Here is a 26,842-nt window from a genome sequence, read left to right on the forward strand (position 1 = left end):
AGCGAAAAGCGCATAGCTCCAACCAGCTTCCAAGCAACTTAGTTTTTTCTATTGAAAATTACTTGCAATAGTATTGACATCTATTTGCAACAAGGCTATATTTATTTTCAGTGTTCTCCTCTCATTAAGGATCGGCAGGTGGGGCTGGTTAGCAGTAGCAGGCTAGTCCCATTTTTTTTTAGAGGCAAGACACAAGCCCAGTAAAAGTACTCTTTAACTCATGCAGCCTAGTGGGATACATGCGACCCCAAAGGATTGAGTTATTGGTTGAGTTGTTGGCAGCGGGGCATTTTTGTGTTAATCCCTAATAGGGATTGAAATGAGTAAAATTTTCCCTTACTGCTGCCTCATGCCTTCAACTACCGTTAAATCTCCAACTGCACAAACGTTTGATGCCATCGTGATTGGCTCTGGAATTGGAGGGCTGGTGACAGCCACCCAACTGGCAGCGAAAGGCGCTCAAGTTCTCGTACTGGAAAGCTACTTAATTCCAGGTGGCAGTGCCGGATATTTTGAGCGGCAGGGATATCGGTTTGACGTAGGGGCGTCGATGATTTTTGGGTTTGGGACTCAGGGCACCACCAATCTGCTCACCCGCGCTCTAGATGCTGTGAATGTCAGTCTGGAAACCATCCCCGATTCCGTCCAGATTCACTACCATCTTCCCGCCGGTTTGGATCCAAAAGTTCATCGCAATTATGAGAAGTTTTTGCAAGAACTCACTGCCTACTTCCCCCACGAACGGGAAGGGATTCGACGCTTCTACGACGAATGCTGGAAAGTTTTCAACTGCCTGAATGCGATGGAATTGCTGTCGTTGGAAGAACCCCGGTATCTGACACGGGCATTTTTTCAGCATCCCTTAGCGTGTCTCGGCTTGGTAAAGTATTTGCCTCAAAATGCTGGTGATATTGCAAGGCGATACATCAAAGACCCGCAGCTACTGAAGTTTATCGACATGGAGTGCTACTGCTGGTCAGTTGTCCCCGCTGACCGGACACCGATGATTAATGCAGGGATGGTGTTCTCAGACCGGCACTACGGCGGCATTAACTATCCTAAAGGGGGTGTAGGACAAATCGCCCAAAAACTGGTGGAGGGACTGGAAAAAGCTGGGGGACAGATTCAGTACAAAGCCAAGGTGACAAAAATTATTACCCAAGAAGGTCGAGCGGTAGGCGTCGAGTTGGCAAATGGGAAAGTCTATGAAGCCAAGCGGATTATTTCCAATGCAACGCGCTGGGATACTTTCGAGAAGTTACTGCCAGCGGAAGAAATACCAGCGGCTGAGAAGAAGTGGCAAAATCGTTATCAAAAATCGCCGGGTTTCTTAAGTTTGCACTTAGGCGTTAAGGCAGATGTGCTGCCGCTGGGTACGGACTGTCACCACATTTTGCTAGAAGATTGGCAGAAGATGGAAGCGGCGCAAGGCACGATCTTTTTGTCAATTCCTACGTTACTCGATCCGGATTTAGCACCAGAAGGTCATCATATTCTGCACGCCTTTACCCCTGATTGGATTGAAAATTGGCAGGGACTTTCTTCTAGCGAATATGAACAGAAAAAGGAAGAGGCAGCAGGACGAATCATTGAGCGGCTAGAGAAGATTTTCCCCGGTTTAGATGCGGGGTTGGATTATCTGGAAGTCGGGACACCCCGCACGCATCGGCGCTTTTTAGGTCGTGCAGATGGGACGTATGGCCCAATTCCTAGAAACAAGCTATTAGGACTGCTGGGAATGCCATTCAATCGAACTGCGATTCCAGGACTTTATTGCGTGGGAGATAGTACGTTTCCAGGACAGGGTTTAAATGCAGTGGCATTTTCTGGGTTTGCCTGCGCTCATCGCGTGGCAGTAGATTTGGGGTTGTAAGGGTTTTATCGAACCCCAGACGACTCCTTAGGGCGCAGAGGAAAGAAAACAGCGGATTTCTGGCTGCTGATTGCACAAGTTACATTATTTGAAATGCCCGAATCATCACTTCGTTCAATTGTTGCATTTGCAGAATACCCAACTCTCCTAAGCGTCTGATGATTAATCTACGTTCAAGGGTAGCAATTCGAGTTACCCTAACTTTAGAAGAAACTCGCAATCCCGTGCTGGAAAATTCTGCGTCTGAAATATTGAGAGCAAATTTTTCAAGACTTAAGCTGGTGGCATTTTGAGAGGAAATGAAGCAAAGAGTCACTTCATCTATTGCAGAACTTGCCGTCAGCACTAACGCAGGACGTAATTTTGTTGTACTTAAGTCTGTAAAGGGAAAATTAACGAGGACAATATCTCCTTTTTTAAGTCTCACTAGATTGCTTCTCCATCCTCGAGGGTGTAAATATCAGGTTCATTGTGGAGAAAATCAAAAGCTCCTCCGCTTTGTGCAAGGTGCGCTAATTCAAGGGTTGAAGGGTAGGGTATATTGCTAAATAGTTTTTCTTCAAGTAGCGATCGCTCATCCGGTGGCAGAGATAAAATAACTTGGACTAGGGATTCAACTAATTGGGTATTCATGGATTATTCTCCTGGTTTCTGTTGAGTTGCTTGTTTTATGATAGCGATCGCGTCTTTCTCGAACTACAGGGAAAAGAGGAAACAGAGCGATCGCATTCAGCGCCATTTGCCCTTAACACTTGCCTGCTCTATTAGATAAAATCTTGTTGACTGCCGCAGCCGCTACCATAAAGCATGGGTTTACTGCGCCTGCTTGACGAATTAACACAATGACGACAGAGCCTAATCCTTCCCAGTCCAATTCACCGTCAAACGCTCAAGATAGTGGCAATGGTAACAGACCTGCTGTGAACAGCCCGTCGCAGATGCAATCGCTGACACCGTCCGGACGGAACCAATACGAGCAACATTTGGCTACCATGCCGCGATCGCTGGTGCTGTCCAAAAAGACTCCTACGGTTCCGCAGGGAACGCCCATCGTCCTGATCGCGATCGCCTTAGTCATCCTAGGGTTAGCGATTAATAACTTCTGGATCGGGATATCAGGAGCAATCGTCGGGCTGGTCGTATCGCTGCGGATGCTATGGGTTGGTTTGGAACCCGTGCTGGATGAGATGCTGCCGCCAAAACAGCGAGCCGTCATCGTCGCCATCGTCGGAACAATTTTATCGCTCATCAGCTTGTTCAAGTTCTTTGGGATCAACCAAAACATCGGCAAGTGGTTGAACCAGCAAAAATGGGACGAACTCGGTTCCCTGGCAGAATGGACAGGAGCCGTGGGGCAAATTTTCATTGCCGTCATCGCCGTATACGTAGCGTGGCGACAGTACATTATTTCCAGAGACTTGACGATTCAGCAGAACTCCCTGACGATTCAGCAAAACCTGATTACCCAGCAGCAGACGATCGATACTTATTTTCAGGGCATCTCCGACCTAGTATTAGATGAAGAAGGACTGCTCGAAGATTGGCCTCAAGAGCGGTTACTAGCCGAAGGACGCACCGCCGCCATCTTGAGCAGTGTAGACGCCAGCGGGAAAGCCAAAATTCTGCGGTTCTTGTCCAGTTCTAAATTGCTAACACCCCTAGAACGCGATCGCCGCCTAGGTCGAGCTATCTTTGACGGACTGGGAGGCTATGCAGAAGACCGCGTCAACGGCGTGCGCGTTATCGACTTAGGAGTCATGTTGGCGAAGGCAGATTTGTCTGGAACCGACTTGCGCCGCACAGACTTAAGCGAAGCCAATCTCGTCGGTGCTAACTTAAGCAGTTGCGATTTAGTCAAGGCGAACCTCTCTCGCACCATCTTGTATGAAGCAAATCTCGCCGGTGCCGATTTCAAAGCCACCCGTTTGTTCTACGGTTCGGGGGAAACTGCGACCCCTCGCACTCACACGCAACCCCCCTACGCCAACTACAAAACAGGTGCTTACACGGGCGCTGTAGTGGAAAATGCCGATTTCACCAATGTTGAGGGACTCTCGGAAGAACAGCGCCAATACTGTTGTGCTTGGGGTGGCGAAAAAACCAGAGCGACAATTCCCGGTGGTTGCGAAGGCATTCCTAACAAATTGGAACGATAATTCGTAGCTGTTAGCGATTAGCCATTAAATAGAGAGACTTATTTGTAAGATGGGTAGAGCGACTAAGCATTACCCATCAAAACCTTATCAATGTAAGGTTTTGTATCTCAACCCAAACGACGAAATGACAAGGTTTAATTCAGCTATCTGCTCTTAGTTATCAGTAGTTTGCTCTTGACTAAGGGTAGATAAGTAATGACACCTGACCAATGATGGCAATTTGCTAAAAGTTATTAGCGAATCGCTAACAGCTAATTATGAACCCCAAATATTCCTTCATCATTCCCATCTACAACGAAGAGAAAAGCATCCCCGAACTTTATCGGCGGATGAGTGCGGTGATGGAGCAGCTAAATGCCCCAACAGAACTAATTTTAGTCAACGACGGCAGTCGCGATCGCTCTTTACAAATGCTGCGCGAATTGCATGAAAAAGATCCACGAGTTTGCTATCTGAGCCTTGCCCGTAATTTCGGTCATCAAATTGCTGTCACCGCTGGTCTTAATTTTGTTCGGGGTGAAGCAATTGTTATCCTTGATGCCGACTTACAAGATCCGCCAGAATTAATTCCCGACATGGTGGAAAAATGGCAACAAGGCTATCAAGTCGTCTATGCTCAGCGCATCAAACGCCACAAAGAACGCTGGTTCAAGCGCTTCACCGCCTACGTGTTTTATCGTCTTCTCAAGCGTCTGGCAAATGTAGACATTCCTACCGATACAGGCGATTTCTGTCTAATGGATCGACAAGTCGCAGATATCCTTAATTCGATGCCTGAGCGCAATCGTTATATCCGGGGACTGCGTTCTTGGGTAGGCTTTCCCCAAACCGCCGTCTACTTCGAGCGTCACCCCCGCTTTGCTGGCGAGGTGCAGTACACTTTCAGTAAATCTTTGTCATTGGCAGTGAATGGATTAGTCTCCTTCTCAAAAGTACCGCTGCGGCTATCTACTTATGTCGGCTTATTCGCGGCAGCGATCGCTCTGGTGATGGCGATATTAGTTCTGTATTGGCGCATTTTTGTCCCCAATTCTCCTTTAACCGGGTTTACCCTGATTCTGGTAGCAATTTTCTTTCTCGGTGCCGTGCAGCTGGTAAGTATCGGTATCCTAGGAGAATATATCGGGCGCATCTATGAAGAAGTTAAAGGCAGACCCCTGTACACTTTAGCGGAAGTCGCCGGTTTCAAAAATGTAGCGAGTCGCAAGTAGAAATTAGAAACTTTTTTAAAGCTAATAACATCAATATTTTCATGAAATCTGGCAGAGATCCGCTTCAAGTTGAGCTGGCGTTGCCAAGTGGGTTAACACCAAGTTAATTGATTATCCTGAAAGCGTTTAAACTACAACTGTTTGCCCAGTTTCTGCGGAGCGACGGGCGGCATCGGCAACTTTGAGGGCGTACAAGCTAGCCTCTGGAGTGACATACAGGGTTGTGCCTTCAATCAAGTGGTCTAAAACCATGCTGGTATCTTTTGCAAATAAACCCCGACGCCCTCCCACTTCAATTGGTGTTGTCTCGTTCTCTTTGATTAGCTTGCCTTCATCTCCATCGAAAATTAATCCCCCGTGTTCTCCGTGAACCTCAAAACTTCGGGATGGTTGCCAGAGATTTTCCCCTTTTCCATAAATCACCTCTGCAACCACGCCGCTAGTAAACTTTAGCTGGGCTGTGCAAAAACAGGATTGGTAGAACGCCCCCTCGCCCCAATACCGTGCTTGACAGCTAACGGTAGCAACAGTTCCAAACAAATCAGTGAGGCGATGGATGCGAGAGAGGGCACCGCACAGAGGAAAACCAAACAATTCTGGGTGATAAGTCCAGCGCTGGGGTGCTGGGTGCTGGGGATTGATGGTGCTGTAACGGGCGTAAAAGACTTCTCCAATTTCGGGTAAGGATTGCTGCAGTGCTTGATGCAAACCGCCCAGAATTTCTATATGCTCAACGTGCAGGAGTTGGTTGCGATCGCGTGCTAAGGCAATGAGTGCTTCTGCCTCGGCAACGTCCAAGCACAGGGGATATTCGACAATAACGTGTTTTCCAGCTTCAAGTGCGGCACGCGCGATCGCTCCATGCTGCTGGTTCACCGTGCAGATGACGAGCAAATCGATATCCTCGCGCCCCACTAAATCTTCCCAAGATGAAACGGCTTGGCAAGAGTAGGTTTGACTAAATTCCTTTATGCTGTCTGGGGTATGTCCGGCAACGGCTACTAGCTGGGTTCTATCTTGGGATTGAAATGTTTGCGCCCGGAGTTTAGCTGCATATCCAGTTCCCACCAGCCCGACACCGATTGGGAGCTTGCCAGACCACGCAGGATGAGACACTGATGTTGGCATTTTAAAAATGTGTTGTTGCTAACAGTAAAAAATCATCCGGTGATTAATCTCTAAATTTTTCAGTTCATCTGTCTGAATTTAAAGATTAATTGTTGTTATTAATTCTTTCTATAATTACAGCTAATATATTTACCCCGAAGAAGGTATCTCGATGTTCTCGAGGAATTGTCAGCTGAACATCGTATCACTGGTCTACCATTCCATTGATAAGTATAAGTAATTAGGATTGAATCTTAAAAGTTTATTACGAATACCATTCACACCATCTATTGATCTCGTGTTGAAGGCTCTGGTTTTTCCCGTAGTATCTAAAGAGGAAGTGAACCTAGTAAGCAAACCTTTACCTGAGCTTAGTCTAGCGAGGAAGGTCGCTCTACTCTGAATTACTACTGCCATTTCGACTACTTGAGAGGAACGCTACATGGCTTATAAAGTAAGGTTAATTAACGAAGCCGAAGGGCTGGACACCACGATTGAAGTTGAAGGCGACGTCTATATTCTTGACGCCGCAGAAGATCAAGGTCTCGATCTGCCCTACTCCTGTCGCGCTGGTGCTTGTTCAACCTGCGCTGGCAAAGTGACTGAGGGTGATATCGATCAATCTGACCAGTCTTTCCTGGATGACGATCAGATTGAAGCTGGCTATGTCCTGACTTGCGTGGCTTATCCCAAGTCGGATTGCACCATCATGACCCACCAAGAAGAAGAACTCTATTAAGAAAACCAGTCAGTGGTTGGTTGTCAGCGATCGCAGACAAGAAAAAACAACGTACAACGGATATCAGTAAAAGACGCGCTATTATTGGCGTCTTTTCAAACCAGCAACTGACTTGTATGGGCGGGTTGATCGATAGGATTGACTATTTACAGATATCTGGATGAAACCTGCCGCCAAATAACTGACAACTTCTAAGCTTTTTAGCAGGGACACTCTCAAGCGTCCCTGCTTGATTGTTTTCAGGAGTTGGGCAACGCTTTTGTATTTTGATCCGGGCCGAAGGTAATGGACTGGTTAAGAGGCTGAATTTGGGCACCAGGATAGTAGAAGTTGAGAATCTGCTGACTTGACCAACCCGCTTTCGCTAAATTGAATGCGCCGGTTTGGCTCATGCCGACGCCATGCCCCAATCCGCCCCCAGTAAAGGCATAACCTTTTACGGTTTTGTCTGCGCCATAGATAGGCTGTAGATAGAAAAGGGTGCTGCGGGGTGGTCGGAAGGCACTGCGGATATCATCCTTATGGATCTCAACCACGCCGGTGTCGGTTTGCACCGCCAGTCGGATAATCCGTCCGGAGGGCGATCGCTCTGCTACCCGCAATTGCTTAATTGCTTTAAAGGGAGTATGGGGAGTCTTTGTCCGCTTGAGATAAAGCTGCAAATCTTGGGTAATCTGAGCGATACTGCTGGCTTTACTCCAGCGAAACCAATTGCCGCCAGTTTCGTGAAATCCTTGTTTCAGGCTGATAAACCGCTGGAAATTTTGTTCTTGAGCCAAAGACAACTGCGGGTTCCAAATTGTCCCAGATGAATCTACCACGGCTTGGAGATACGGGCGATCTGGGCCATTCCAGACATCATTAAAGGGCGCACTGATGCCACCGCTGGTACTGGAATAAAGGGCATCCACCAGTTCATTCTGGTAAGTTAGCACTTGACCTTTCGTCGCCGCGATCGCTTTGTCTGTCGTCGGTACAGTGCCGGTGAGACCCTTGTAAACTTGGCAGTGGGTGTCTGCACACAGTTCGTACCCATCCACTGTAAACCGCCGTAAGTTCCGCAGTGCATAAGTCCGAGCAATGATTGCCTGCGCTTCCGCCGCCGCATAGGGGGCACCGCCATCCAGTTCGTGCGGTACGACGCCCCGCAGATAAATTTCTAAGGGTACTTGATTGACGAGGGTGTAAGTGCCGTAAGCGTTGGGTTGCAGCCGCAACGAGCCAGCGTAGAGAACGCTATTTTTCGAGTTTTTGCCTTTTGTCACCTGGATCGGGTTTTTGCCAGGGATAATCTCTATCTGGTCGCGATCGTACCGAAAACCATTCACCACGAGAGACGCTTTGGGCACTTTCTGCACCACTTCCGTCTCCAAATACGCAGCGCGATCGCCTTGAGCTTGGAGGTTCTGCAACAGCCAGCGGCGCACTAAAGGCGTTTTGTAAACATCGCGTTTTGCCCACACCTGCCAGCGTTCCGGCTGCGCTACCTCAACCTCAATTCCCTTGGCTTGCCACGCTTTGGCACTGTCTTCCGCCATCTCAAAACTCCGATAAATGCCCAGGACAAGCCGTTCCTCTAACGCAGGTGCTGGTAGAGGTTGCATGGTCACTTCTAGCTTGGCACTGGTGGTTTGCAGGGTTTGCTGGCGATCGCCTGTATTAAAGCGCAACATCAAGCGATCGCCCGATGTTGCCTGCAACGTCATTTGGTCGGGTTCCTCACCAAATCGCTGCACAACCCCCACTTTCAGTTCCACATCATTGCTACTGGGTGCCGGTCCAGACGCCGCTGTGAGTCCTATCAGCCCAAACACCGTCAAAATGGTGCGGGACCAGTGACCTAAACGTTTTCCCATCCCAGCCGGACGAGTGAATTTCCGACTTTGCGATTTGGTTTTTACCAAATTCTGCCTCAAGGTACATCCCTTTTTTTGCATGGACTATCTGAGGATAGAAGATTTTTCTTCAAAGCTGACTCTATATTTCGTCTCAACCTACGCACCTAGTTGTTCCATCTATTGTGATAGACGCCAGGACGAATAGATCGGGGATGAACGACAATCTTCAGCTTAATTTAAAGTATCCAGTTGTCAAGTCGAAGTCATTCCGAGTATGATTTAGAAAGAAACAACAGATGGAGACAGCTACTCGTCCTATGGTAAGGGTGCAAGAAATACCCCTGCAAAAGATTCATCGTCCTCTGCCGCGACAAACTGACCAAGCCAAAGTAGCGGCTTTGATGGAATCCATTCAAGAAATCGGTCAGCAAGAACCCATCGACGTGCTGGAAGTAGATGGAGAATACTATGGTTTTTCCGGCTGTCATCGATTTGAAGCTTGTCAGCGCCTAGGTCAAGAAACAATTTCTTGCCGGATTCGCCGCGCACCGCGCTCTGTTCTGAGAATGCATTTAGCTTGAGTATTCAAAAACAAGCTTTCCAGCTCAAAATTCAGCCTGTACTGCGAATTAGTATCCTCGAGCGCAGTTTATCTTGTCCTAAGCGTGCAAAGATAATCTACAAAAGTCTGTGCTTTTCTATACACTTCCATCTAAAAGGATCAAGGCATATGAGTAGTATCAATCATCATCAACGTCTCTACCCGACTAGCATTGACATCGCCGCAGAAACTCGCTCTAAGGTAATCGAGCTTCTGAACCAAACCGTAGCAACCACCCTTGACCTAAAAACTCAGGTAAAGCAAGCGCACTGGAATGTTAAAGGGATGGACTTCTACCAGTTACACCAACTTTTTGATGAGGTTGCTACTGAGTTGGAAGAATTCACCGATCTGTTTGCCGAAAGAGTCACCGCTCTAGGAGGGATGGCGATGGGAACGGCTCGGATGGCGGTAGCTGCCTCTATTTTGCCAGAGTATCCGATCGATATCATCGACGGCAAAGACCACATTATCGCTTTGGCGGAACGCTTTGCACCTTATGCCAAGTCGCTGCGCCAAAATATTGATGCTTCAGCCGATTTAGGCGATGCTGATACCGCAGACCTTTACACAGAAGTGTCTCGCGCGATCGATAAGCGGTTGTGGTTCTTAGAAGCGCATCTGCAAACTGGAACCCTAACCTCTGTTGGCACAAGACAAGCAGTTGCCAGTAAACATTAATTACTGACAGTAGGGGCGCACAGCGAGTTGTGTGCCCCTAGGAGCTTTCAATAATTAAAACGCACCTGCGGGGTGAACTGAAAAAGCAAACGTGGTAAACGAACCAGATTCTGTACAGCAAGATTTTGCCCAGCAGTTGCAGCAACGGATGCAACTGCTGGGGATTTCTAGTTATAAAGCTTTGAGTCGGCAAGCTGGAGTTTCGGAACGACAAGTCAAGCGACTGCGACTGGGACAAGTTTCGCAGATGCGAGTAGAAACTCTGATCAAGCTCTCCCAAGCTTTGAAAGTGCCAGTGAATGAGTTACTGACCACCTTTGGGGATAGGAAACCGCCAGCGCTGGGAGAGCAGATAAATCGGGAGCCTGAGTTGGCGTCTTTACAGCAAGAGTATCAGCGGCTGCGATCGCTCTTAGAACAGCAGCGAGAGACTTTAATGCAGGAATTCCAGATGTCAAGCCTGCAAGTTTTAGAATCTTTTTTGTTGTATTGGCCTACCGCAGCCGCCAGAGCTTTAGAGAATCCCCAGATGGAAGCGGTGAAATTGCTGCCATTAGTCCGACCTGTGCAACAGATGCTTTCTCAATGGGGAGTGGAAGCGATCGCATCTGTCGGTGCAGAACTCCCTTACGATCCGCAGTTCCATCAACTCATTAAAGGAACTGCTCAACCTGGAGAAATTGTGAAAGTCAGTAATCTCGGCTACCGCCAAGGAGAGAAACTGCTGCACCGCGTCAAAGTCAGTGCTATATCCAAAGCTTGAGCCTACCCATCTGACTACGTTCAAACCCACGCAATATCAAGCGCTCGACTAATCTCCCCTTTGGCTGATGAATCCCCTGTATAGATTTGTTGCACTAGTAACAGTGATTATCGCTGGAGAACATAACAATTATGCGTCCTTTAAACATAGGTTTAACAGAAGAGCAGCGTCAAGGCGTGACGGATTTATTAAATAAAGATCTGTCGGATGCCTACCTGCTATTGATCAAAACCAAAAAGTACCACTGGGATGTAGTTGGTCCTCAGTTCCGTTCCCTGCACCAACTGTGGGAAGAACACTACACCGCGTTGACGGAAAGCATTGATGCGATCGCTGAGCGAGTTCGCGCCTTGGGTGGTTATCCCGTAGGAACTGCGGAAGGCTTCCTGAAGTACGCTTCTATTAAAGAAGATCCGGGTACTCTTCCCAACGCATTTCACATGGTAGAAAACCTCGTGTCAGATCACGAACTGGTTATCCGCAACCTGCGCGAACACATCGATCAGTGCGGTGATAACTTCCACGATCAAGGTACCGCTGATTTCCTCACCGGCTTGATGGAACAACATGAGCAAATGGCTTGGATGTTGCGTTCCTTCATCGAAGGTGAATCCATTCAGCCAGACGGCAGACTCTCAGCAGAAGGTTTGAAAGTTCCCGTCAACATGAAGTAATTCATTCGGAAAAGTAGACACTGAGGAGGTAGATTAAGTTCTACCTCCTCAAGTTTTTTTATGCAGCCAGAACTGGGTCCTACTGAAGCAATTAAATTAGCTAAACAAGTAGCTAATTTGCTACCATCACCACCACGAATTTATCAGAATCAGAATGGGTGTGTTCAAGAATGGCCTGATTCCCCTGGTTCGGAAAATATTTTAACTTTACAGTATGTAGGCGGTGTTTGCATTCCAACTGAGTGCTACCCTAAGATAACGCTGCTCACTATTACCTTTGAAGGCGAAGCTGCTAAACAACAAAACGATTCGGTCACTCTAGTTCAAAAATTAAAGAATAGAATTTTTTCCCAAAAAAGCAATTCCTCCGTTCACTTACCTGTGGGAGGGGAAAACATAATATTTGTTTGTAAGTGGGACAGCCCGTATAAAAGAGGGGAACTTAAACACAGTTGGTGGTTTCATGTTGCTACAGACCACCAAGTTAAGTTTATTCTTGAGTCAGGAGATAATTTAATTTCTTACGATGATGGGCCGCCGCGTTGCTGAAGTAAACAATAAAATTAGTAGGACTTTCGCAGCTAGTTGATGCTCATCAAGAAAGAAAAGCACAATCTATTATTGTGCTTTGCTAATAGCAATCCTATTTGAGTGATGAGATGCCAGCAATGTCAGATACCCTAATTCTCTCTCGAAGCAGGGGATCTTGCCTTTAGGAATCCTTTAGGACTGCTATAACACGAGCTTTCTTTCTTGCCTTGTTCAGCCTACACGCAGCAGTTACACCATTGCTGCTACTAAATATTCAAGTAATTGTTAAGTAGGAGAGAAAGGCTGTAACCAGCGGAGAATTTCTCTTTTCAACAAATTCAGCTCTTTGTATAAAATTTCTTGCTTCACCCATTGACCAACAGCATCAAACGGTGTGAAGTCCTTTCCCGCTTGCCAATTGACATCTTGACCAAGCGGTGTAATATGACTTCCTGGTAACATTTGCATTGCTACCATCCCCGAAAATCGCTTTTGCAAAACCTCAGTTAAGCCAGTTGATTGGTCAAGCGTATCGTTAGAAAATTTAATCAGTAAATTTCGCGGAATACTGTATTTATCAGCGATCAACTTGTTAGTTTCTACCGGCGAAGGTGTAAACTCGACATTAAAAGCTGGGCTGAAATTAAACTGCTGCACAAATGGGATGGCTTCGCTGGCGGTGTAGTTATTAAAGGAAATCAGGATATTCCCAGCACGTTCCACTGAAAAAAGACTACCAATGAGTAAATGCAGTTTGCAACCCATGCTGTGCCCAAGTCCGTAGATTGGGAGATATCGCCGCCGCAATAACGCTTTTGCCCGTAATTGTTCGATGGCGCTATCGAAGCTGAGGAGGACGTTGCCTGCGATCGCGCTATGATCCAGCGTATTCACAAACGGCGTCGCAATCACCGCATAGCCTTGATTCCCCAGTTGTTCTAACAACCAGCGATAAGTGACGTGGGGTGCAGCCGCCACAAATGCGCCCCCAAGAAAATGCACAATTCCTACAGGATGTTGGGGAATTAACACCCAATTACCGGATATTTCTTTCCAGTCCATGAAGCGATATTCGCGTTGTTAATACTTCTTCATCTTAAAGCTTGCTTGCCGGAGGTGGGGAGCGATAAGCTGAACAGCTTCGCTTCGCTAACGCGCTGACAAAAAGAGAATGCGATCGCCTTTGTTTGCCCAGCGCTTTTTGCTAAGACCCAAAGTATATTCCTTGTCTTCGTTCCCGCTCACTAACCGCGACTACCCTGAGTGCGGCGGAAATCCCACGGCATCATCGGTTGAGCTTGTTTCCAAAAACCCAAACGTTGCTTTTTAGCTGCTGCCTGTGCTTGTAGATATTGGTTTTTGGTAGCAGCGCAATTGTTCAAATGTTGCGGGTAGACAACGGCTTGACCTTCTTTCACCATTTGAAGGTTTACCGACTGATTGCCTCGGTAAACTTCCGCCACAGTTCGCCCAGACTGGTCTGTATTCACCACCCTTAGCCGCACACTCTGACCAGGGACGAGAAGCTGCTTGAGGCGATTAGCCGATCGATCACCCCACGGTTTCTGCTCTCTTTCAGGCGCATCAATACAAGCTAGCCGAATTCTGAACTGTTTGCTGCCTTGGTTTACCGTAACATCATCTCCATCTCTAGCACTTACTACTTGAAATGAGGCGTTTTGGGCTAAGCTATTGCCGCTCAAAGAGGCAAAGGCAATCGTTAACACAGCAGCAGGCAGGGTTTTTGCAAACATTGATAGAGTCATGGCAGTTGTTGTGAACGCCTTGTAAAAGATGTAATTTCTAAATTTCCGATATGCGATCCGAAGGCTGCGCGGTAGCGCAATCGCTCTTTTGTCTACGGCTGACACAATCGTGCGATCAGCCTAACGGCTTCGCTTCGCTAAGACGCTCAACCAGAGGAAATGCGTGAAACGTTCGCGTAGCGTTCTCGTTCCTCGAAGGGGTTCCCGAAGGGTAGAGTAGCTATCCCGTCGGGAGTCGCGCTTTACTTCTATAAAGCATCACTCGTCAATCGCTGGAGGCTCGCGCTTTAATAAATCAGAGGGAGGGCGATCGTTACTCCACGCCCACCAAACACAACCACACTGGCACTGATAAAACTCCTGCCATTTTCGGCGATAGTCTTCTGTCATTACGGGCGAGCGTCGATTGAGCCAAACCTGTTGAGCTTCCCTGGAGGAAGCCCGACAGTTAGGACAGCAAAACTCGCGGGCGTGAGTAGCAGATTCGATCCATTTGGGAGGAACTGAGTCAAAAGCTTCCATGTATTGAATTTGCGGGTAGTTAACTGCCCAAGAGCAGCATTCTTCAAGCTGGGACTGCTCTAGCTAAGTTGTTTCCTTGTGTTTAGGAATTCTTAAGTTTGAATAAGATACAGGCTTCTGTGCTTATTTTAAAGCTGTAGTAGTACTGAAGCGCCTCATTTTCAGGTATTGTCTTGGGTGTCCCGTGTCATCCTTCTCCAGGCGGGGATAAAGCCGAAAAACGCGCTGATTTGTAGGGGACGGCAAACTGGGAAGCACTCTCTCAAGAAATAAGGATTCAGCCCATGTCTCATCCTTTTTATCTCAACCTTATCTCCTTTTTCGGCCTTTTTGGTTTATGCGCGATCGCATGGCTCTTTTCCGAACACAAGCGAATCATCCCTTGGCGCGTCATTATCTGGGGCATCGGGTTGCAATTAGTCTTGGCTTTTTTGGTGTTCAAGTTTCCCCCCACGCGAATCGCACTGGAGCGGTTTACGACCTTACTAGACGCGGTGTTTGTCGCTGCTGACACTGGGGCGCGGTTTGTCTTTGGGAGAAATATTGTCCCCATCCCCGGTCAAGATCCACCAATCAATCTTGGCTATATTTTTGCTTTTCGCGCCTTACCAACAGTAATCTTTTTCTCCGGACTGATGGCGCTCCTCTACAACATCGGCGTCATTCAAGTCATCACCGAGCTATTTGCCAAATTATTTTATTGGACGATGCGCCTGAGCGGAGCGGAAGCGCTCAGCGGTGCCGCGAATATTTTTGTGGGCATTGAGGCGGCGATTGTCGTCAAGCCTTATCTGCCAAAAATGACCCGTTCGGAACTGTGCGCGATTCTAGCGTGTTGTTTTGGTACGGCTGCCTCCTCAACCCTAGCTATTTACGTCAGTTTCCTCAGACCTGTCTTTCCGAACATTCTGGGACACTTAGTATCGGCGTCGATTATGGCTATCCCCGCCTGTTTTGTGATCTCAAAAATTTTAGTGCCAGAAACCGGAACACCGCTGACGCTGGGCGGCATTCCTAGCGAGAAAACAGCCAAAGAATTTGAGCAAAATGAGTTTGAGGAAGTCGAGAAGGAAGGGACGTACAAACAGGAAACCGTAGCTGGAGAACCCATCGAGCGAGTTAGCCCCTTAGATGCGGCGATTGTCGGCTCTTTAGATGGGGTGAAGATGGCAGTAGCGATCGCTGCCGTGCTGATCTTAATCTTGGGTCTAGTTTCTTTAGTTAATCAATTTTTTGGTTGGTTGGGCGGTTTACCCGGAGCAGTGGGTGATTTATTTAAAGTTGTCACTTTAGCAAATATTCAAGGAGTCTTGTTTTATCCCCTAACAATCTTAACCGGCGTCCCCTTTAGCGAATCTTGGACAGCGTCTGTGATTATTGGGCGACGACTCTTAGAAACCGCAATTCCTCCCTATCAAGCGTTAGCAGAAGCTGCCCAAGCGGGAACTGTAAGCGATCGCACGGTGTTAATCGTCAGTTATGCCCTCTCCGGATTTGCCCATCTAGCTTCAGTCGGCATTTTTGTGGGTGGCACCATTGCCCTCATTCCCTCGCGACGCAAAGATATCTCCGAACTCGGTTGGAAAGCGCTATTTGCTGGCACGCTGGCGACAATGATGATTGCCTGTCTAGCTGGCATATTTGACACTGGAGATCCCAGTATTTTGGGTGTACAGGGCGCTCCTGCTTCTATCACCGCTCCGGCTGCTAGCCCAACGGTGTCTCCTGCTCCCGGTACGACAGTTTCCCCTGTACCAACGTCAACACCCGTTAACCCAGCGATAACGCCCTTACCGGCTACAACGATTTCACCCGAACCAACGTCAACACCTGTTAGCCCAGCCCTAGCGCCCTCACCCGCAACTCGGCTGCAAGCCCCCGCCACAAAACCTCCGGCGACACCCAGAGCGACAACAACACCCAAGGCGACGCCTAGAGCTACCACTCCGCCCACTCAGCAAGCTCCTAAACCCAAGCCTACGGCTTCAGCCGTTCCGTCTCCCTCCCCCTAAAACTGAGGATTGTGGATTTATTTCAACTTCCTGGGTAGGGGCATATCCCTACTTTTACCAGTTATTTCATCCACATTCCTTAGAATAGTTTTCAGTGAGTAGAGGGGAGCGATCGCGTCTTTACCATAGTTGCCCCAAGTCATCCAAGATGAATCCAGAGCCTGAAATTCGCCGCTTATTAGATGTCATGCCTGCATCTGGTCGAATGCTGACAAAAGTGGTTAGCAAACCGGAGCAACCGCAGGTGATTAATAGCCCATTTCCGCTGCCTTGGGCACAAGATCGACCGATTTATATCAATTTTGATTTATGGCGTCGCTTGTCTCAGCCGCAGCGAGATTTGCTGATTTTACGCACAGTTGCTTGGCTGACTGGGATCAAGTGGTTTAAACCTGACCTTTATCAAGGCGTGGTGGCGGCTGGAGCAATCGGAGCAATTGTGCAGCTTGTCCAAGGAGATGCCGTGGGTGTTGTCGTGGCTAGCGGATTAAGCGGACTGGCAGCAACTCAAATTTGGCGAAATACTCGCAGTTCTCAGTCTGAACTGGATGCGGATGAATCGGCAATTAAGGTAGCAATTCGGCGGGGCTACACGGAAGCTGAAGCTGCCCAGCAATTGTTATCCGCAATTGAAGCCGTCGGTAAAATCGAAGGTCGCTCTAGTTTAAATTTTACAGAGTTAATTCGCTCTCAAAATTTAAGAGCGATCGCGGGTTTGTCATCGCTGAGCGTTCCAGAAAGCGTCAAAAAAAGCAGTTAAGCTTTAGCGATCTCGACAGTAATAAAGTTTGGTTTCGTAGCCATCCACTGAAGGGAAATTGGCATTCGTAACACATTTATCTAACTCTATGGGTGCGTGGAAATTTACCAGCAAAACATCTAGAGGGCGCGGTAAAGTCGCCAAAGTTTTTTGCAACGCCGCTGTTGAAGTTTGAGGATTTTGGTCTTGATGCGCTAGGAGAAATTGGATTTCCCTTGGCTGTACCGCTTGCTGTTTGAGTTCCCACGCGATTCCCATCATTTCCCCATTTTGTACATGGGTTTTGTGAGTTGTGGCAATTAGAATTGGCACTTGCACAGATGAAGATGGGGAATCTTGCAACTCTATAATCGGTGGTACTAAGAGATCGGGGCGATAGTATTTCTGATAACCCAAATTGCAGGCGACTGTTAGCCCGCTCAAAAGTCCCATGAGCCAAATGAGCGCCACAGCTTTTTGACCAGATATTTTAATAAAAGGGTTTATTTTACCTTTGGCTTTTGAGCCGGGATCGATGCTGACTGGACTTGACTCTTTTAAAGTAGTTTCTTCAACCTTCACAGCGTTCCAGCAGACGGCAAAACTGGCTCCTACGATAACAATTACAGCCGGAAAATAGACGAAGTTATACCTTGCCCCGCGAGTTAAATCAATTCCGAGGATGTAGGTAAAAACAAAAAATAGCGCGATCGCACTCCAAATGAAACCCTCAAATAGTTGGGTTGTCAAACCCGCCTCTTGCCGCTGAAATTTCAAGCTTCGATAGAGGATGGGTAGCGCCCAAAGAAAGAAAACAATCATCACAGCCCCAGAAAGAATCACCACGACTAAATCGGGTGACTCTACCGGCAGTAGGGCGATCATCGTAATCCAAGCCGCGATCGCTTGAAAGATTGGGCTAAGCCATGCCAAACCGACGCGATCGCCTTGAATCCATTCGGTTAGCTTGCCCCCATAACTGTTCTGCAAGAATACTGGCACCCACACTAATCCCCCCGCCAGCGTCCCAGCCGCAACCGCCAGCAATGGGATCGAGGACTTGACACTGGGAAATTTAAAATTCTTCTGAGTCCGTCTTTGTTGCCATAGAAGGACAATCAACGCCAGCGCTTGGGCACCTAAAGTTAGAACGAAAAAATAATGACTGGAAATTCCTAATGTATTAATCCCTACCCAGAGTAGTACCAGCCAAACGGGCAGAGGTGCCTGACGTTGCAGGTGTCGTGCGGCAACCACCAGACAGGTAAGGGAAGCGATCGCCCACAAAATTGCCAAAGTGTAATGACGGGCTTCCTGCGCTAGAAAGATGCCGTAGGGCGAAACCGCCATCATTGCTGCTGCCAAGTGCCCTACCAACCGAGAACGAAACGCAAACCAGCCGAATGCGTACATTGCAGGGATAGAGGCGACGCCGAAAAGGGCAGCAAGCGATCGCGCCCCCCATAGCGAAACCAATCCCCCATCTAGCGGAAATAGTTTCAGCCACAGGTGAGTTAGCACAAAGTAGAGCGGGGGATGGTTGCTCTCAGTGACTAAGTGATGAATGACATCGTTGATTCCTGCTGCTGAGTTTGGTTGCAGGGGTTGCAGAAGAGTATCGAGTGCGATCGCTCGATCTAGGGGAACGCCGCGAAAACTATTGCCCAGGCTGAAAACCAGCGTCGAAAATTCATCCGTCCAAGGCGACTTGCCAGCCAAATTCAGCAAGCGCAAGCCAGTCCCAACTCCTATCCACACTAAAAGTAGCAGCCAGTTATTAGTCATTAGTCAATGGTGAATGATACTTAGTTAAGCGCAATCGCTAACTATCATCCCTAGCTTAAATGGCACTCGCGTTAAGCCGTGTAAGATCCCATTGAACAAACGTTGCTAATCTGTTGACGTAGTACACAATCAGGTTGCTGCATGAGCGGATAAACTCGATTGGCGACGCTTTCTCGCTCTCAGGGGACTGCGTCCCGGAGGCTCTGCTCGCAGTCTGAATGCACGACAGCTTAGTAATCTGAAGAGACACTCGAAAAGGACATCCTCTCCTATCCGCTTGGCAAATCATTGCCGTAGTAAAACATTACTCAAACATAGCACCGGCTATCAGTTGCACAGGATCCGTAAAAACGTAGTAGATGATACCTGTCCCCAAGAGTAAGACAGCCAAACTGAAGAGCATTACCCAGCGATCGGACGGTTCATAGGTATCTTCGTCAATATCACGAGCCTTTGATGCGTGAACTACCCACCACCAACCGCAAGCGGTATGGTGGCGCTTCCAACTTCGTGGGGGATTTACGGCGAATAAGTTAATTTCACTTTATGAGGATTGCCTCATAAAAACAAATAAACTTTCTTGTCAGATGAATAATTAGAAGTGATTGAATGCTGCCTTCAGCTATTAAAGCTTGATATCAGAGAATTCCAATCGAGGTTTTTCACCAGTTGGATCGCATCTTGGGGCAAATTCCCGATCTCACCCCACAACTGTCCGGGGGTAATGCCAAAAACGTACTGCAATCCCGCCACCAGCACCAAAATCGTCAAAATCAACCCGAAACCAGCTTTTAAGATTCTAATCAGCAGCGTAACCAGCAAGAGGGACACGGCGATCGCTGCAACTACTAATACAATCTGCGAATCTACTGACCCAATTAAAGAATCCATAATCCAAAATGCTAATGAGTGAGTAACAATAACTTTCCATTCTTTTGTACGGTGAGTTGACTCAATGAGCTTGCAAGCCAATTTGTTAAATCATTGCGTCAACCCACTTGTACGCATCCCATTAATCGTCAATTTCTACGGCTGTGAACGTACTAGGAATGCGAGATTCAATAAATTCCTGCGATACGTTAGGAACTGCCAGCTTATTCTCTTGGGAAGACTTGAGTGGTGGAACGTTAAACTCAAGCGCAGAGGTATCAGGATTTCGGCGGGCGATTAAACGGGTACCATCCAGAATTGTATAAGTGGCAGGTGTTGACTCAATGCCTGCAACGTTAATACCACTCGGTAAATAAATTCCCTGGCAATCCCAGCCTTCAGGAGTTGTCTCACCGTCTGCTAGAAAGTAGAGATTGTTATCGCCAGTCTTCGATTCCTCAGAGGCGGGACCAAAGATGCCGATGGTGTTCCCGGTTTCGTTCCTGCATTGTCCCCAGGTGACACCCGACTCGATTGCGGCTTTTTGCAAGGTCAACTCGTCAATTCGCTGTTGCACTTCTGGAGGGATATCCTGGCTTTCCTGGAGTGCTGATAAACCGTTCAGCGTTTTTGTCACCTGAATATAGTCAGGATTTTTGGATACTTTGGGTCGATCTGCCAGAGAGGGTTGGGCGATCGCTAGGTTCACCACAAATATCACTAGGGCGAGCGCAATTTTGAAAAGATTCTTCATGTTTTTCTCTTGTGACAACCAGAAAGGCTTTCTCAATGTTCTTGTGTCTTTTGTCCAGACTGGCTATCCAGACTGGCGATCCAGTTTGGCAAGAATCTATTGCAGAAGCATAAATTCATCCTACGTAATCACAATTTATAAAAGCAAACACTCTTTTTTGTTGAATCGATAAACTCAATTGATTGAGGAACTGGCATTACTGAAATTACCAGCAATTTGCACCAACGCTGTTCTGGGTAACAACCAGGGTTGGAAAAGTCGAATTCATAACGCTTAGCCTAAGTCAATCACTTCAATTTATTAATTCAACAAGAAAGAGTATTTGCTCTTATACTTTAAGCGCCATACAGTGAAACTATAGCAAGTGCAGCACAAATACAAAAAACCCCTAAGCGCACTCATCAAAGCATTAAACGAATTTGAAGTTGCAAGAGGTAACAGCATGAACTCCACTCAATCCAGTCAACCCGGTATCAACGAATCGCAACAAGCCCCTGTCGTTCTGACACAACCACAATTTTCAAAAATTAAACCACCTGAGAAGAAGCCCTTAACGTTTGGGCAAAAGGTGGCAGACAAAATGGCAACTAAAGTGGGTTCCTGGGCGTTTCTGATTGGACAATCAACCGTTCTTGCTGGATGGGTAGGTTGCAACCTGATACCGGGACTGCCTCACTGGGATGAGTCTCCCTTCATGATGTTGAACCTGGTATTCTCCTTTGCCTCTGCTTATACCGCTCCCGTCGTCTTGATGAGCCAGAACCGCCAATCAGAAGAAGATCGGGAAAGTGCGAATCACAACTACCAGATCACGTTACAAGCCGCTCAAAACCTCGAACTGATCCACGAAAAGCTGGATGCTGACTATGCCAAGAAACTAGACGAGCTAACTGTATTAATCAAGCAACAACACCAAGCAGCGAGCGAAGTCAAGGTTGTGTTCGTACCGGCTCAAGACTTGAATGAGTTGGAGCATCACTCCAACAAGATTGCAACGGTGGCTGTTCTCAATAGCCACTCCAGAAAACAGGCTTCCTAAACATTTTCAATAATTTAGCTTGAACTAACGGTCAACGACTAGCTAGAAATGCTAAAAATGATGCCTTTACGATTCTCGTGGCTTATTTATTAATCCTTTCGTCATTCGTAGGTTTTGAGCTTCGTTGTGAGACGTATTCTCTTCAAAACATCTCTCACAATCCCAACAGGATTGCTACAGCGTCGCGCCAAAAGTTCGGATAGACACAACAGAATTTGGAGCATGAACTGAACATGAACGGACTTTTCGCGGCAATTTCAACCGGCTTTACCGCCTTCACAGCAACTAACCTGGATGACATTTTGATTCTGATGCTGTTCTTTTCCCAGGTTAATACCCTCTTTCGCAAACGCCACATTGTTGCCGGACAGTATCTTGGCTTTGCCGCCCTCGTTCTCGCCAGCCTTCCCAGTTTCTTTGGCAGTTTGTTGTTGCCGCGTCCCTGTATTGGAATGTTAGGATTGGTTCCGATTGCGATCGGCATCAGCCGCTTAGTGAATTCTAATACAGAAGATGATGCTGACTCAGACGAAACGCCAGCTCAACCAGCCTGGTTTAGCAGTTTCATCTCACCCCAGGCGTATAGCGTAGCAGCGGTAACTTTTGCGAATGGCGGCGATAACATTGGAATCTATATGCCGCTGTTTGCAAGCTGCACCTGGGAAAATCTAGTCATCATTCTAGGAGTATTTTTCTCGCTGGTGGGTGTGTGGTGTCTTGCCGCTTACAAGTTAACCCAAATTCCGGCGATCGCAGATAATCTGACTCGTTACGGCAACCATCTAGTCCCTTTTGTCCTGATTAGCTTAGGGGTGTTAATTCTATTTGATAGCGGCACTTTAGAAAATCCAGGATTGGCAGTACTGACGCTCGTAATAAGTGGTCTTTACCTGTTAAAACTAGGAACCACAATTAATCAAACGCTACAAGCCCAAGCACCAGTTTTGAAAGTTCTGAAGTAGACAAACGGTGTGCGGTTTTAAACTGATATTTCTTTCTTGCACACCTGGCTTAAGATAGTTTCCAACTTTTGAATCACATTTTTAGTTGGAATGTTCAGTTATCTCAAAGTAAGGAGAATTCCATGAAATTTATCAAAATTGCTCTCGTCGCGCTCGTGCTTCTGGTCAACCTCATGATTGCTCCTCCCTCATGGGCAGGTAAAGACTTCACGAAAGGAACGGATTACGCGGAAGTAACGCAAGCCATCAATCAATTACTACAAGCCAAGGATAATCCAGATCAAGCGGGTTACACGCCCGAAACCTATCAGCAAACGCTCAGCCAGTTGCAACAGCAGAAGTACGTGATGGAAACGGCTCGAAAGCGGGCACAGTGCCATAACGAAACCCCTGGCACAGTGGCTGTCTATGCCAACAAGCCGAAGAAGTCTCCGACACAACTCTATTACCTAGCTGCGGGTGAGGAAACGGATGATGATTGGGATTGCGATGGATATTTTCTACCTGCGGGAACTCAGGTGGTTCTCGGTCCCAATGCTCAAGCACAAGCATTAACCGAACCCGTTGCAGCCAAGTTTGTGGACGGAACTCAATCAATTGTGAGAACAAATCGTGCAACGGGTGCAATTGAATTGAATGTGGTTCCTGCTCATGTGTTCAAAGCAGGTGACACAAATTGGACGATTCCTAACTTGTCTCAGGCCGATGTCAACGCCCAAACTCCCAGTCCACAAATTATTGATTAGTTCTCATTGGAGTTTGAGTATCATCCGAACAGGAAGTAACCCTGCAACTCTCGATTATGGCTGTACACGTTTGATTGGACGCTAGAGGCTTTTTCTATAGTCAGGGAAAGTTTAGTAAGCAAGGGATAAAAAAAAGGCGATCGCGTGAAGCGCGATCGCCTTTTTTTTATTCGGTTAAGAGTTATGTGTCAAGAGCCATAGATGGACTCAGGGCGAATAACTCAGGGCTAATAGACCTCTTGCGGAATTAGGATGATGCAGCGAATTTCAACTCATAATTATAGAGACCAGCTATTAGGTTGACTCGTAAGCCAAACCGCTTTCTTCTGTCCCGGTACCGACTTGATAAAATTCGGAAAACCTTGAGATGCAGAATCACATTTTTCACTCGAACTCTTAGCCGATATTGTTCTTTATTTTGGTGCTTTTGTTGCTTCGTTAATTGACTATTTTTCGACTTTTTATGGGGAATATAGCTATTGGTATGGTAAAGCCCAATACCCTGATATCCCTTGTCGCCTAAAACCTGTATTCTTTCGATTACCGTGACTCTACTGTTATTAAATATTCTGAAATCATGCTGACTTCCTTTGGCAAACTTCGTACAAATCACGGATTTATTGGTTTGATTAATTATTAATTGCGTTTTCAATGTATGGCACTTTTGTTTCCCGCTATAGTAGCTTTTCTGGTTTTTTGGGGTTGTTCAACTTCTGTTTCCGTTACATCCACAATAATTACTTCAATTTCTGAAGATGATTGTTGCAACTGGCGAAGAGCCAGGTAAATGAAATTCTTCCGCTTTGCTTAAAATATCTTCAATTCGCTTCACTGTCCGATAGGCTGTCGCTTCATGAATTATCCCATCAATAGCTATGTAAAAATACGTTCTGTACTCTCGCCAATCCTGTAAAGTCACCAGAATTTTGCCGGGTATTGATAACGTAGCACGGCTTCCACGGCTTCCATCCTTAGCGTTTCGCACCACTTCTACGATTTTCCAGAATGTATCGGGTTTGATACCTGTATAGCCGTTTGGAGTGAGAGCGAGAAAGCTCTATTGCTTTTTTGTACAACATTTAAAATGTTCATAATATTAGCTTCTCCTGTTTTATTTAAAACACTTTCCTCTTTTCCGCAAGAACTCTATTAGTGAAATCGAGTCAAGCACATCTACTTCTCTATTGTCTCTCCCTCTTTTTTCTACGCCTTTTCCTAAACGGCACTATCTCCTGTTTTCATGCCTGATCGCTTTCAACCAAACTGAGCTTGCTACACTATTAAACCAATTTACTGAAATGGGCGATCGCGCTATGCAAATGAACGAAGTTGATAAGCAACATTTTCTATAATTGCGGCTCTAAAATTACTATCGTCAGATTTTCCATATAACTGATCTAGCCTTAACTGAAAGTCGATTCGTGCCGAGTTAAACGCTTCTGGATTGTTTGCACTACTTGTCGCATTTTCAGCCGCAGATTTCATTGCGTTATTGAACGCTAGTAATTCTGGATTTTTAGCCATATTTTTGGATGTTAGTGGATTAAGTTTCTCATACCATCCAGATAATCGCCCAACCACTCCGCTGCCTCTCCAATCCATTGCAATCAAAACATCGAGAGTCCAGGCTTTTCCAGCTAACCCCTGCAAGAGTAACCGGCGTGCATTGAAAGTTCGGTTTTGTCCCTTTGTGCCTTTTAGCTTCTTATATATCGCCTTGCCTCCTCTGTATAAGTATTTCCCAATTTGCATGATGGCATCGCCAATATCTGCTGCGGCAATAAATCCACCTGCAAGCGGGCCAGTAAACAATGCTGCTATTTTGAGCGCACCCTTAGTAATCTTTTGAATACCAGCTACCAGAGTATCCCACCAACGTCGATTTACCTTTTGATCTACCTTTCCTGCTAATTCTTGCGCGCCTGCAACCTTTAATGCGTTATAAAGCCTTCCAATTTTCTTTAAGTCAAATAACTTCTTTAGTCCTGCAAGGATGCTGTACACTCCTGGAGCAAGACCCAGAGCAATTTCTGATAGGTTCTCCCCTATTCCACTCAAGGTATTCCATGCAGACGTTAGGAAACCACCTTCCATAGCTGCAAATGCTGAATTAAAACCGTTCTCTACAATATCCTTTATTCTTTTTAAAACATTCTTCAAAGTATTTCCAAAATGGAATGTATGCTCACGCATTTCGCTGCCTTCTGCGTTCTTATCTCCTTTCCATTGTTTGTCTTCTATGGCATCGAGCCATGTGTCGTACTGATATACTTTTTGTTTGTTTCCATTTTCCGACTTTAATGCGGATGCTACTTTCTTTGTTTCTTCCTTGCTCCAACCATATGTTTGACCGCGCTGTTGAACCTCGGCATTTATATCCTGATCGCGAACTGACTTTGCCCTACTCCCAATATAAACAGTTCGGTTTATCTGGTAACAGCCATCTTGACTATCATTCTGCTGAACAACATGAGTCAGTTCATGGGCAATCAACTCCTGCCCACCCCGGCTTCCCGGCTCATACGCTCCCTCCCGGAAGAAAATATCCTGCCCTGTCGTAAATGCCTTCGCCTGGATTGAGCGATTCAACTGATTAGATTGAGCATCCGTATGAATCTTTACCCCGCTGAAATCAGCCCCAAACGCCTGCTCCATCGGTTCGCGAATACTCTGCGCCAGTGGCTGTCCGCTTCCTCGTGCCTGTTGGATGGTTGCTTCGAGATCCGGTGAGGCGGGTTTCCCATCCTCACTAGACTGACACTGTATCATCGGCTTCATCTGGAGTTCTTTTTCTTCTTCCTCTTCTGGCATCACCTCGCGTTGCAGGATGGGTACATCCAACATTCTCATCAATTTGTTTTGATGATTCGGGATTCCCTGTTGATGCATCGAGTTAGAGCTTTGCACCATGCCAGCTTTTATGGTTTGAGCCAACTTACTTTCGGGCTGGCTAAGATCCCTTCCATAACTCGGCATGGGTGCATGAAGCCGTTGCACCACTTCTGCTGCTGTCTTGTCTGCTTCCTGTTCGTATTTATCTCCTGGCTCTCCAATCGTGAGTTTCGGTTGAATCGGTGGCGGTGTTGGGATTGGGATGTCAGGACTCTGGATTGAAATATTGGCGAAATTGTGACTAAAGCGCTGGGCACTTTCCAGTTGTGCTTGTAGGTTTGGTGTTTCGTGAGTTTGGGGTGGCTCCTGAACTGGGAAAGGGCGCGGCTGAAACTGGTTGTTGACGGGTACGAAAGTAGAATTTTGTGGAGCTTTTTGGGGGTCGTGCGATCGCGTTGCCATAGTCACAAATAACTTCTTCTATTTAGTTCAGTTAAGGAATAATTGAGAGCCATCAGGCTCATAGATCTCACGGGGTGACAACCCCGTCAAAAGCCTAGTGCAAGCGCTCCTGAAGCCAAGTTGCGGTAAAAAAAGATGGGGTCACTCTTGTTAAAAAGCCCCATCTGTTAAAAATGCTT

General features: G+C 46.9%; 25 protein-coding genes. 14 read left to right on the top strand and 11 right to left on the bottom strand.

Going from position 1 to position 26,842, the window contains the following annotated elements; translation table 11 throughout:
* The first annotated feature begins 349 nt into the window (after nt 1–349).
* On the top strand, nt 350–1,873 hold the full coding sequence (crtH, locus tag NDI33_RS24460; RefSeq protein WP_190674779.1) for a carotenoid isomerase: 1,524 nt from the start codon (nt 350–352) through the stop codon (nt 1,871–1,873).
* Nucleotides 1,874–1,952: 79 nt separating this feature from the next.
* Here crtH and NDI33_RS24465 read toward each other — a convergent pair whose 3' ends face one another.
* Both NDI33_RS24465 and NDI33_RS24470 read right to left on the bottom strand, forming a co-directional pair.
* A complete protein-coding gene (locus NDI33_RS24465) occupies nt 1,953–2,300 on the bottom strand; it encodes a type II toxin-antitoxin system PemK/MazF family toxin (protein ID WP_190674748.1) in 348 nt (115 codons plus the stop codon).
* Nucleotides 2,300–2,506 (bottom strand): hypothetical protein, encoded by a 207-nt coding sequence (locus NDI33_RS24470; RefSeq protein WP_190674751.1) that lies wholly within the window; start codon nt 2,504–2,506, stop codon nt 2,300–2,302. Before NDI33_RS24470 ends, NDI33_RS24465 begins: the two co-directional genes overlap by 1 nt.
* A gap of 209 nt (nt 2,507–2,715) precedes the next feature.
* Here NDI33_RS24470 and NDI33_RS24475 point away from each other — a divergent pair, with 209 nt between their 5' ends.
* Together NDI33_RS24475 and NDI33_RS24480 are read left to right on the top strand one after the other, a co-directional pair.
* Nucleotides 2,716–4,029 (top strand): pentapeptide repeat-containing protein, encoded by a 1,314-nt coding sequence (locus tag NDI33_RS24475; protein WP_190674754.1) that lies wholly within the window; start codon nt 2,716–2,718, stop codon nt 4,027–4,029.
* Nucleotides 4,030–4,286: 257 nt separating this feature from the next.
* On the top strand, nt 4,287–5,240 hold the full coding sequence (locus NDI33_RS24480; RefSeq protein ID WP_190674757.1) for a glycosyltransferase family 2 protein: 954 nt from the start codon (nt 4,287–4,289) through the stop codon (nt 5,238–5,240).
* Nucleotides 5,241–5,366: 126 nt separating this feature from the next.
* Here the strand turns inward: NDI33_RS24480 and NDI33_RS24485 are convergent, their stop codons facing one another.
* Nucleotides 5,367–6,368 (bottom strand): Gfo/Idh/MocA family oxidoreductase, encoded by a 1,002-nt coding sequence (locus NDI33_RS24485; protein WP_190674759.1) that lies wholly within the window; start codon nt 6,366–6,368, stop codon nt 5,367–5,369.
* A 421-nt stretch (nt 6,369–6,789) separates the two neighbouring features.
* Here NDI33_RS24485 and NDI33_RS24490 point away from each other — a divergent pair, with 421 nt between their 5' ends.
* Nucleotides 6,790–7,086, top strand: coding sequence for a ferredoxin (locus NDI33_RS24490; protein WP_190410460.1), 297 nt, complete (start codon nt 6,790–6,792; stop codon nt 7,084–7,086).
* Nucleotides 7,087–7,325: 239 nt separating this feature from the next.
* On the opposite strand, the gene NDI33_RS24495 is transcribed toward NDI33_RS24490, so the two are convergent.
* Complete coding sequence (locus NDI33_RS24495) at nt 7,326–8,942, bottom strand: SpoIID/LytB domain-containing protein (protein WP_242033086.1); 1,617 nt, start codon at nt 8,940–8,942, stop codon at nt 7,326–7,328.
* 299 nt (nt 8,943–9,241) lie between these two features.
* Here NDI33_RS24495 and NDI33_RS24500 point away from each other — a divergent pair, with 299 nt between their 5' ends.
* The 5 genes from NDI33_RS24500 to NDI33_RS24520 all read left to right on the top strand — a co-directional run bounded on the left by NDI33_RS24500 (nt 9,242) and on the right by NDI33_RS24520 (nt 12,192).
* Entirely contained in the window at nt 9,242–9,505 is a 264-nt protein-coding gene (locus tag NDI33_RS24500) for a sulfiredoxin (RefSeq protein WP_190410890.1), read from the top strand.
* Between the two features lie 149 nt (nt 9,506–9,654).
* Nucleotides 9,655–10,206, top strand: coding sequence for a DNA starvation/stationary phase protection protein Dps (gene dps, locus NDI33_RS24505; protein ID WP_190410458.1), 552 nt, complete (start codon nt 9,655–9,657; stop codon nt 10,204–10,206).
* A gap of 91 nt (nt 10,207–10,297) precedes the next feature.
* The gene (gene grpE, locus NDI33_RS24510; RefSeq protein WP_347275872.1) at nt 10,298–10,969 is read left to right on the top strand and encodes a nucleotide exchange factor GrpE; all 672 of its coding nucleotides are present in this window, start codon (nt 10,298–10,300) and stop codon (nt 10,967–10,969) included.
* A 131-nt stretch (nt 10,970–11,100) separates the two neighbouring features.
* Entirely contained in the window at nt 11,101–11,643 is a 543-nt protein-coding gene (locus NDI33_RS24515; RefSeq protein ID WP_190410457.1) for a Dps family protein, read from the top strand.
* Nucleotides 11,644–11,703: 60 nt separating this feature from the next.
* On the top strand, nt 11,704–12,192 hold the full coding sequence (locus NDI33_RS24520) for a hypothetical protein (protein ID WP_190674762.1): 489 nt from the start codon (nt 11,704–11,706) through the stop codon (nt 12,190–12,192).
* Nucleotides 12,193–12,459: 267 nt separating this feature from the next.
* Here the strand turns inward: NDI33_RS24520 and NDI33_RS24525 are convergent, their stop codons facing one another.
* The 3 genes from NDI33_RS24525 to NDI33_RS24535 all read right to left on the bottom strand — a co-directional run bounded on the left by NDI33_RS24525 (nt 12,460) and on the right by NDI33_RS24535 (nt 14,462).
* Nucleotides 12,460–13,236, bottom strand: coding sequence for a DUF1350 family protein (locus tag NDI33_RS24525; RefSeq protein ID WP_190428694.1), 777 nt, complete (start codon nt 13,234–13,236; stop codon nt 12,460–12,462).
* Nucleotides 13,237–13,418: 182 nt separating this feature from the next.
* Nucleotides 13,419–13,940 carry a thermonuclease family protein gene (locus tag NDI33_RS24530; RefSeq protein WP_199302378.1) on the bottom strand — a complete coding sequence of 174 codons (522 nt, stop codon included), beginning with the start codon at nt 13,938–13,940 and terminating at the stop codon, nt 13,419–13,421.
* Nucleotides 13,941–14,198: 258 nt separating this feature from the next.
* Complete coding sequence (locus NDI33_RS24535) at nt 14,199–14,462, bottom strand: hypothetical protein (RefSeq protein WP_190410452.1); 264 nt, start codon at nt 14,460–14,462, stop codon at nt 14,199–14,201.
* A gap of 284 nt (nt 14,463–14,746) precedes the next feature.
* Here NDI33_RS24535 and NDI33_RS24540 point away from each other — a divergent pair, with 284 nt between their 5' ends.
* Both NDI33_RS24540 and NDI33_RS24545 read left to right on the top strand, forming a co-directional pair.
* Nucleotides 14,747–16,474, top strand: a complete 1,728-nt coding sequence (locus NDI33_RS24540; protein ID WP_190410451.1) for a nucleoside transporter C-terminal domain-containing protein — start codon at nt 14,747–14,749, stop codon at nt 16,472–16,474.
* A gap of 148 nt (nt 16,475–16,622) precedes the next feature.
* On the top strand, nt 16,623–17,234 hold the full coding sequence (locus NDI33_RS24545) for a DUF3318 domain-containing protein (protein WP_190535076.1): 612 nt from the start codon (nt 16,623–16,625) through the stop codon (nt 17,232–17,234).
* Nucleotides 17,235–17,237: 3 nt separating this feature from the next.
* Here the strand turns inward: NDI33_RS24545 and NDI33_RS24550 are convergent, their stop codons facing one another.
* From NDI33_RS24550 to NDI33_RS24560, 3 genes are all read right to left on the bottom strand, one after another.
* On the bottom strand, nt 17,238–18,998 hold the full coding sequence (locus tag NDI33_RS24550) for a phospholipid carrier-dependent glycosyltransferase (protein ID WP_190674765.1): 1,761 nt from the start codon (nt 18,996–18,998) through the stop codon (nt 17,238–17,240).
* A gap of 618 nt (nt 18,999–19,616) precedes the next feature.
* Nucleotides 19,617–19,889, bottom strand: coding sequence for a hypothetical protein (locus NDI33_RS24555; protein WP_190410448.1), 273 nt, complete (start codon nt 19,887–19,889; stop codon nt 19,617–19,619).
* A gap of 121 nt (nt 19,890–20,010) precedes the next feature.
* A complete protein-coding gene (locus tag NDI33_RS24560) occupies nt 20,011–20,622 on the bottom strand; it encodes a hypothetical protein (RefSeq protein ID WP_190431697.1) in 612 nt (203 codons plus the stop codon).
* A 442-nt stretch (nt 20,623–21,064) separates the two neighbouring features.
* On the opposite strand from NDI33_RS24560, the gene NDI33_RS24565 reads away from it, so the two are divergent.
* The 3 genes from NDI33_RS24565 (at nt 21,065) to NDI33_RS24575 (ending at nt 23,369) form a co-directional block, all read left to right on the top strand.
* Nucleotides 21,065–21,661 carry a DUF1003 domain-containing protein gene (locus NDI33_RS24565; RefSeq protein WP_190674768.1) on the top strand — a complete coding sequence of 199 codons (597 nt, stop codon included), beginning with the start codon at nt 21,065–21,067 and terminating at the stop codon, nt 21,659–21,661.
* A gap of 233 nt (nt 21,662–21,894) precedes the next feature.
* Entirely contained in the window at nt 21,895–22,623 is a 729-nt protein-coding gene (locus tag NDI33_RS24570) for a cadmium resistance transporter (protein WP_190674771.1), read from the top strand.
* A gap of 122 nt (nt 22,624–22,745) precedes the next feature.
* Entirely contained in the window at nt 22,746–23,369 is a 624-nt protein-coding gene (locus tag NDI33_RS24575; protein ID WP_190674774.1) for a hypothetical protein, read from the top strand.
* 1,311 nt (nt 23,370–24,680) lie between these two features.
* On the opposite strand, the gene NDI33_RS24580 is transcribed toward NDI33_RS24575, so the two are convergent.
* Complete coding sequence (locus NDI33_RS24580; RefSeq protein WP_190674785.1) at nt 24,681–26,663, bottom strand: DUF4157 domain-containing protein; 1,983 nt, start codon at nt 26,661–26,663, stop codon at nt 24,681–24,683.
* Nucleotides 26,664–26,842: the final 179 nt, after the last annotated feature.

The organism is Trichocoleus sp. DQ-A1 (assembly GCF_039961955.1).
In the GTDB taxonomy this organism is placed as follows: domain Bacteria; phylum Cyanobacteriota; class Cyanobacteriia; order Cyanobacteriales; family FACHB-T130; genus FACHB-T130.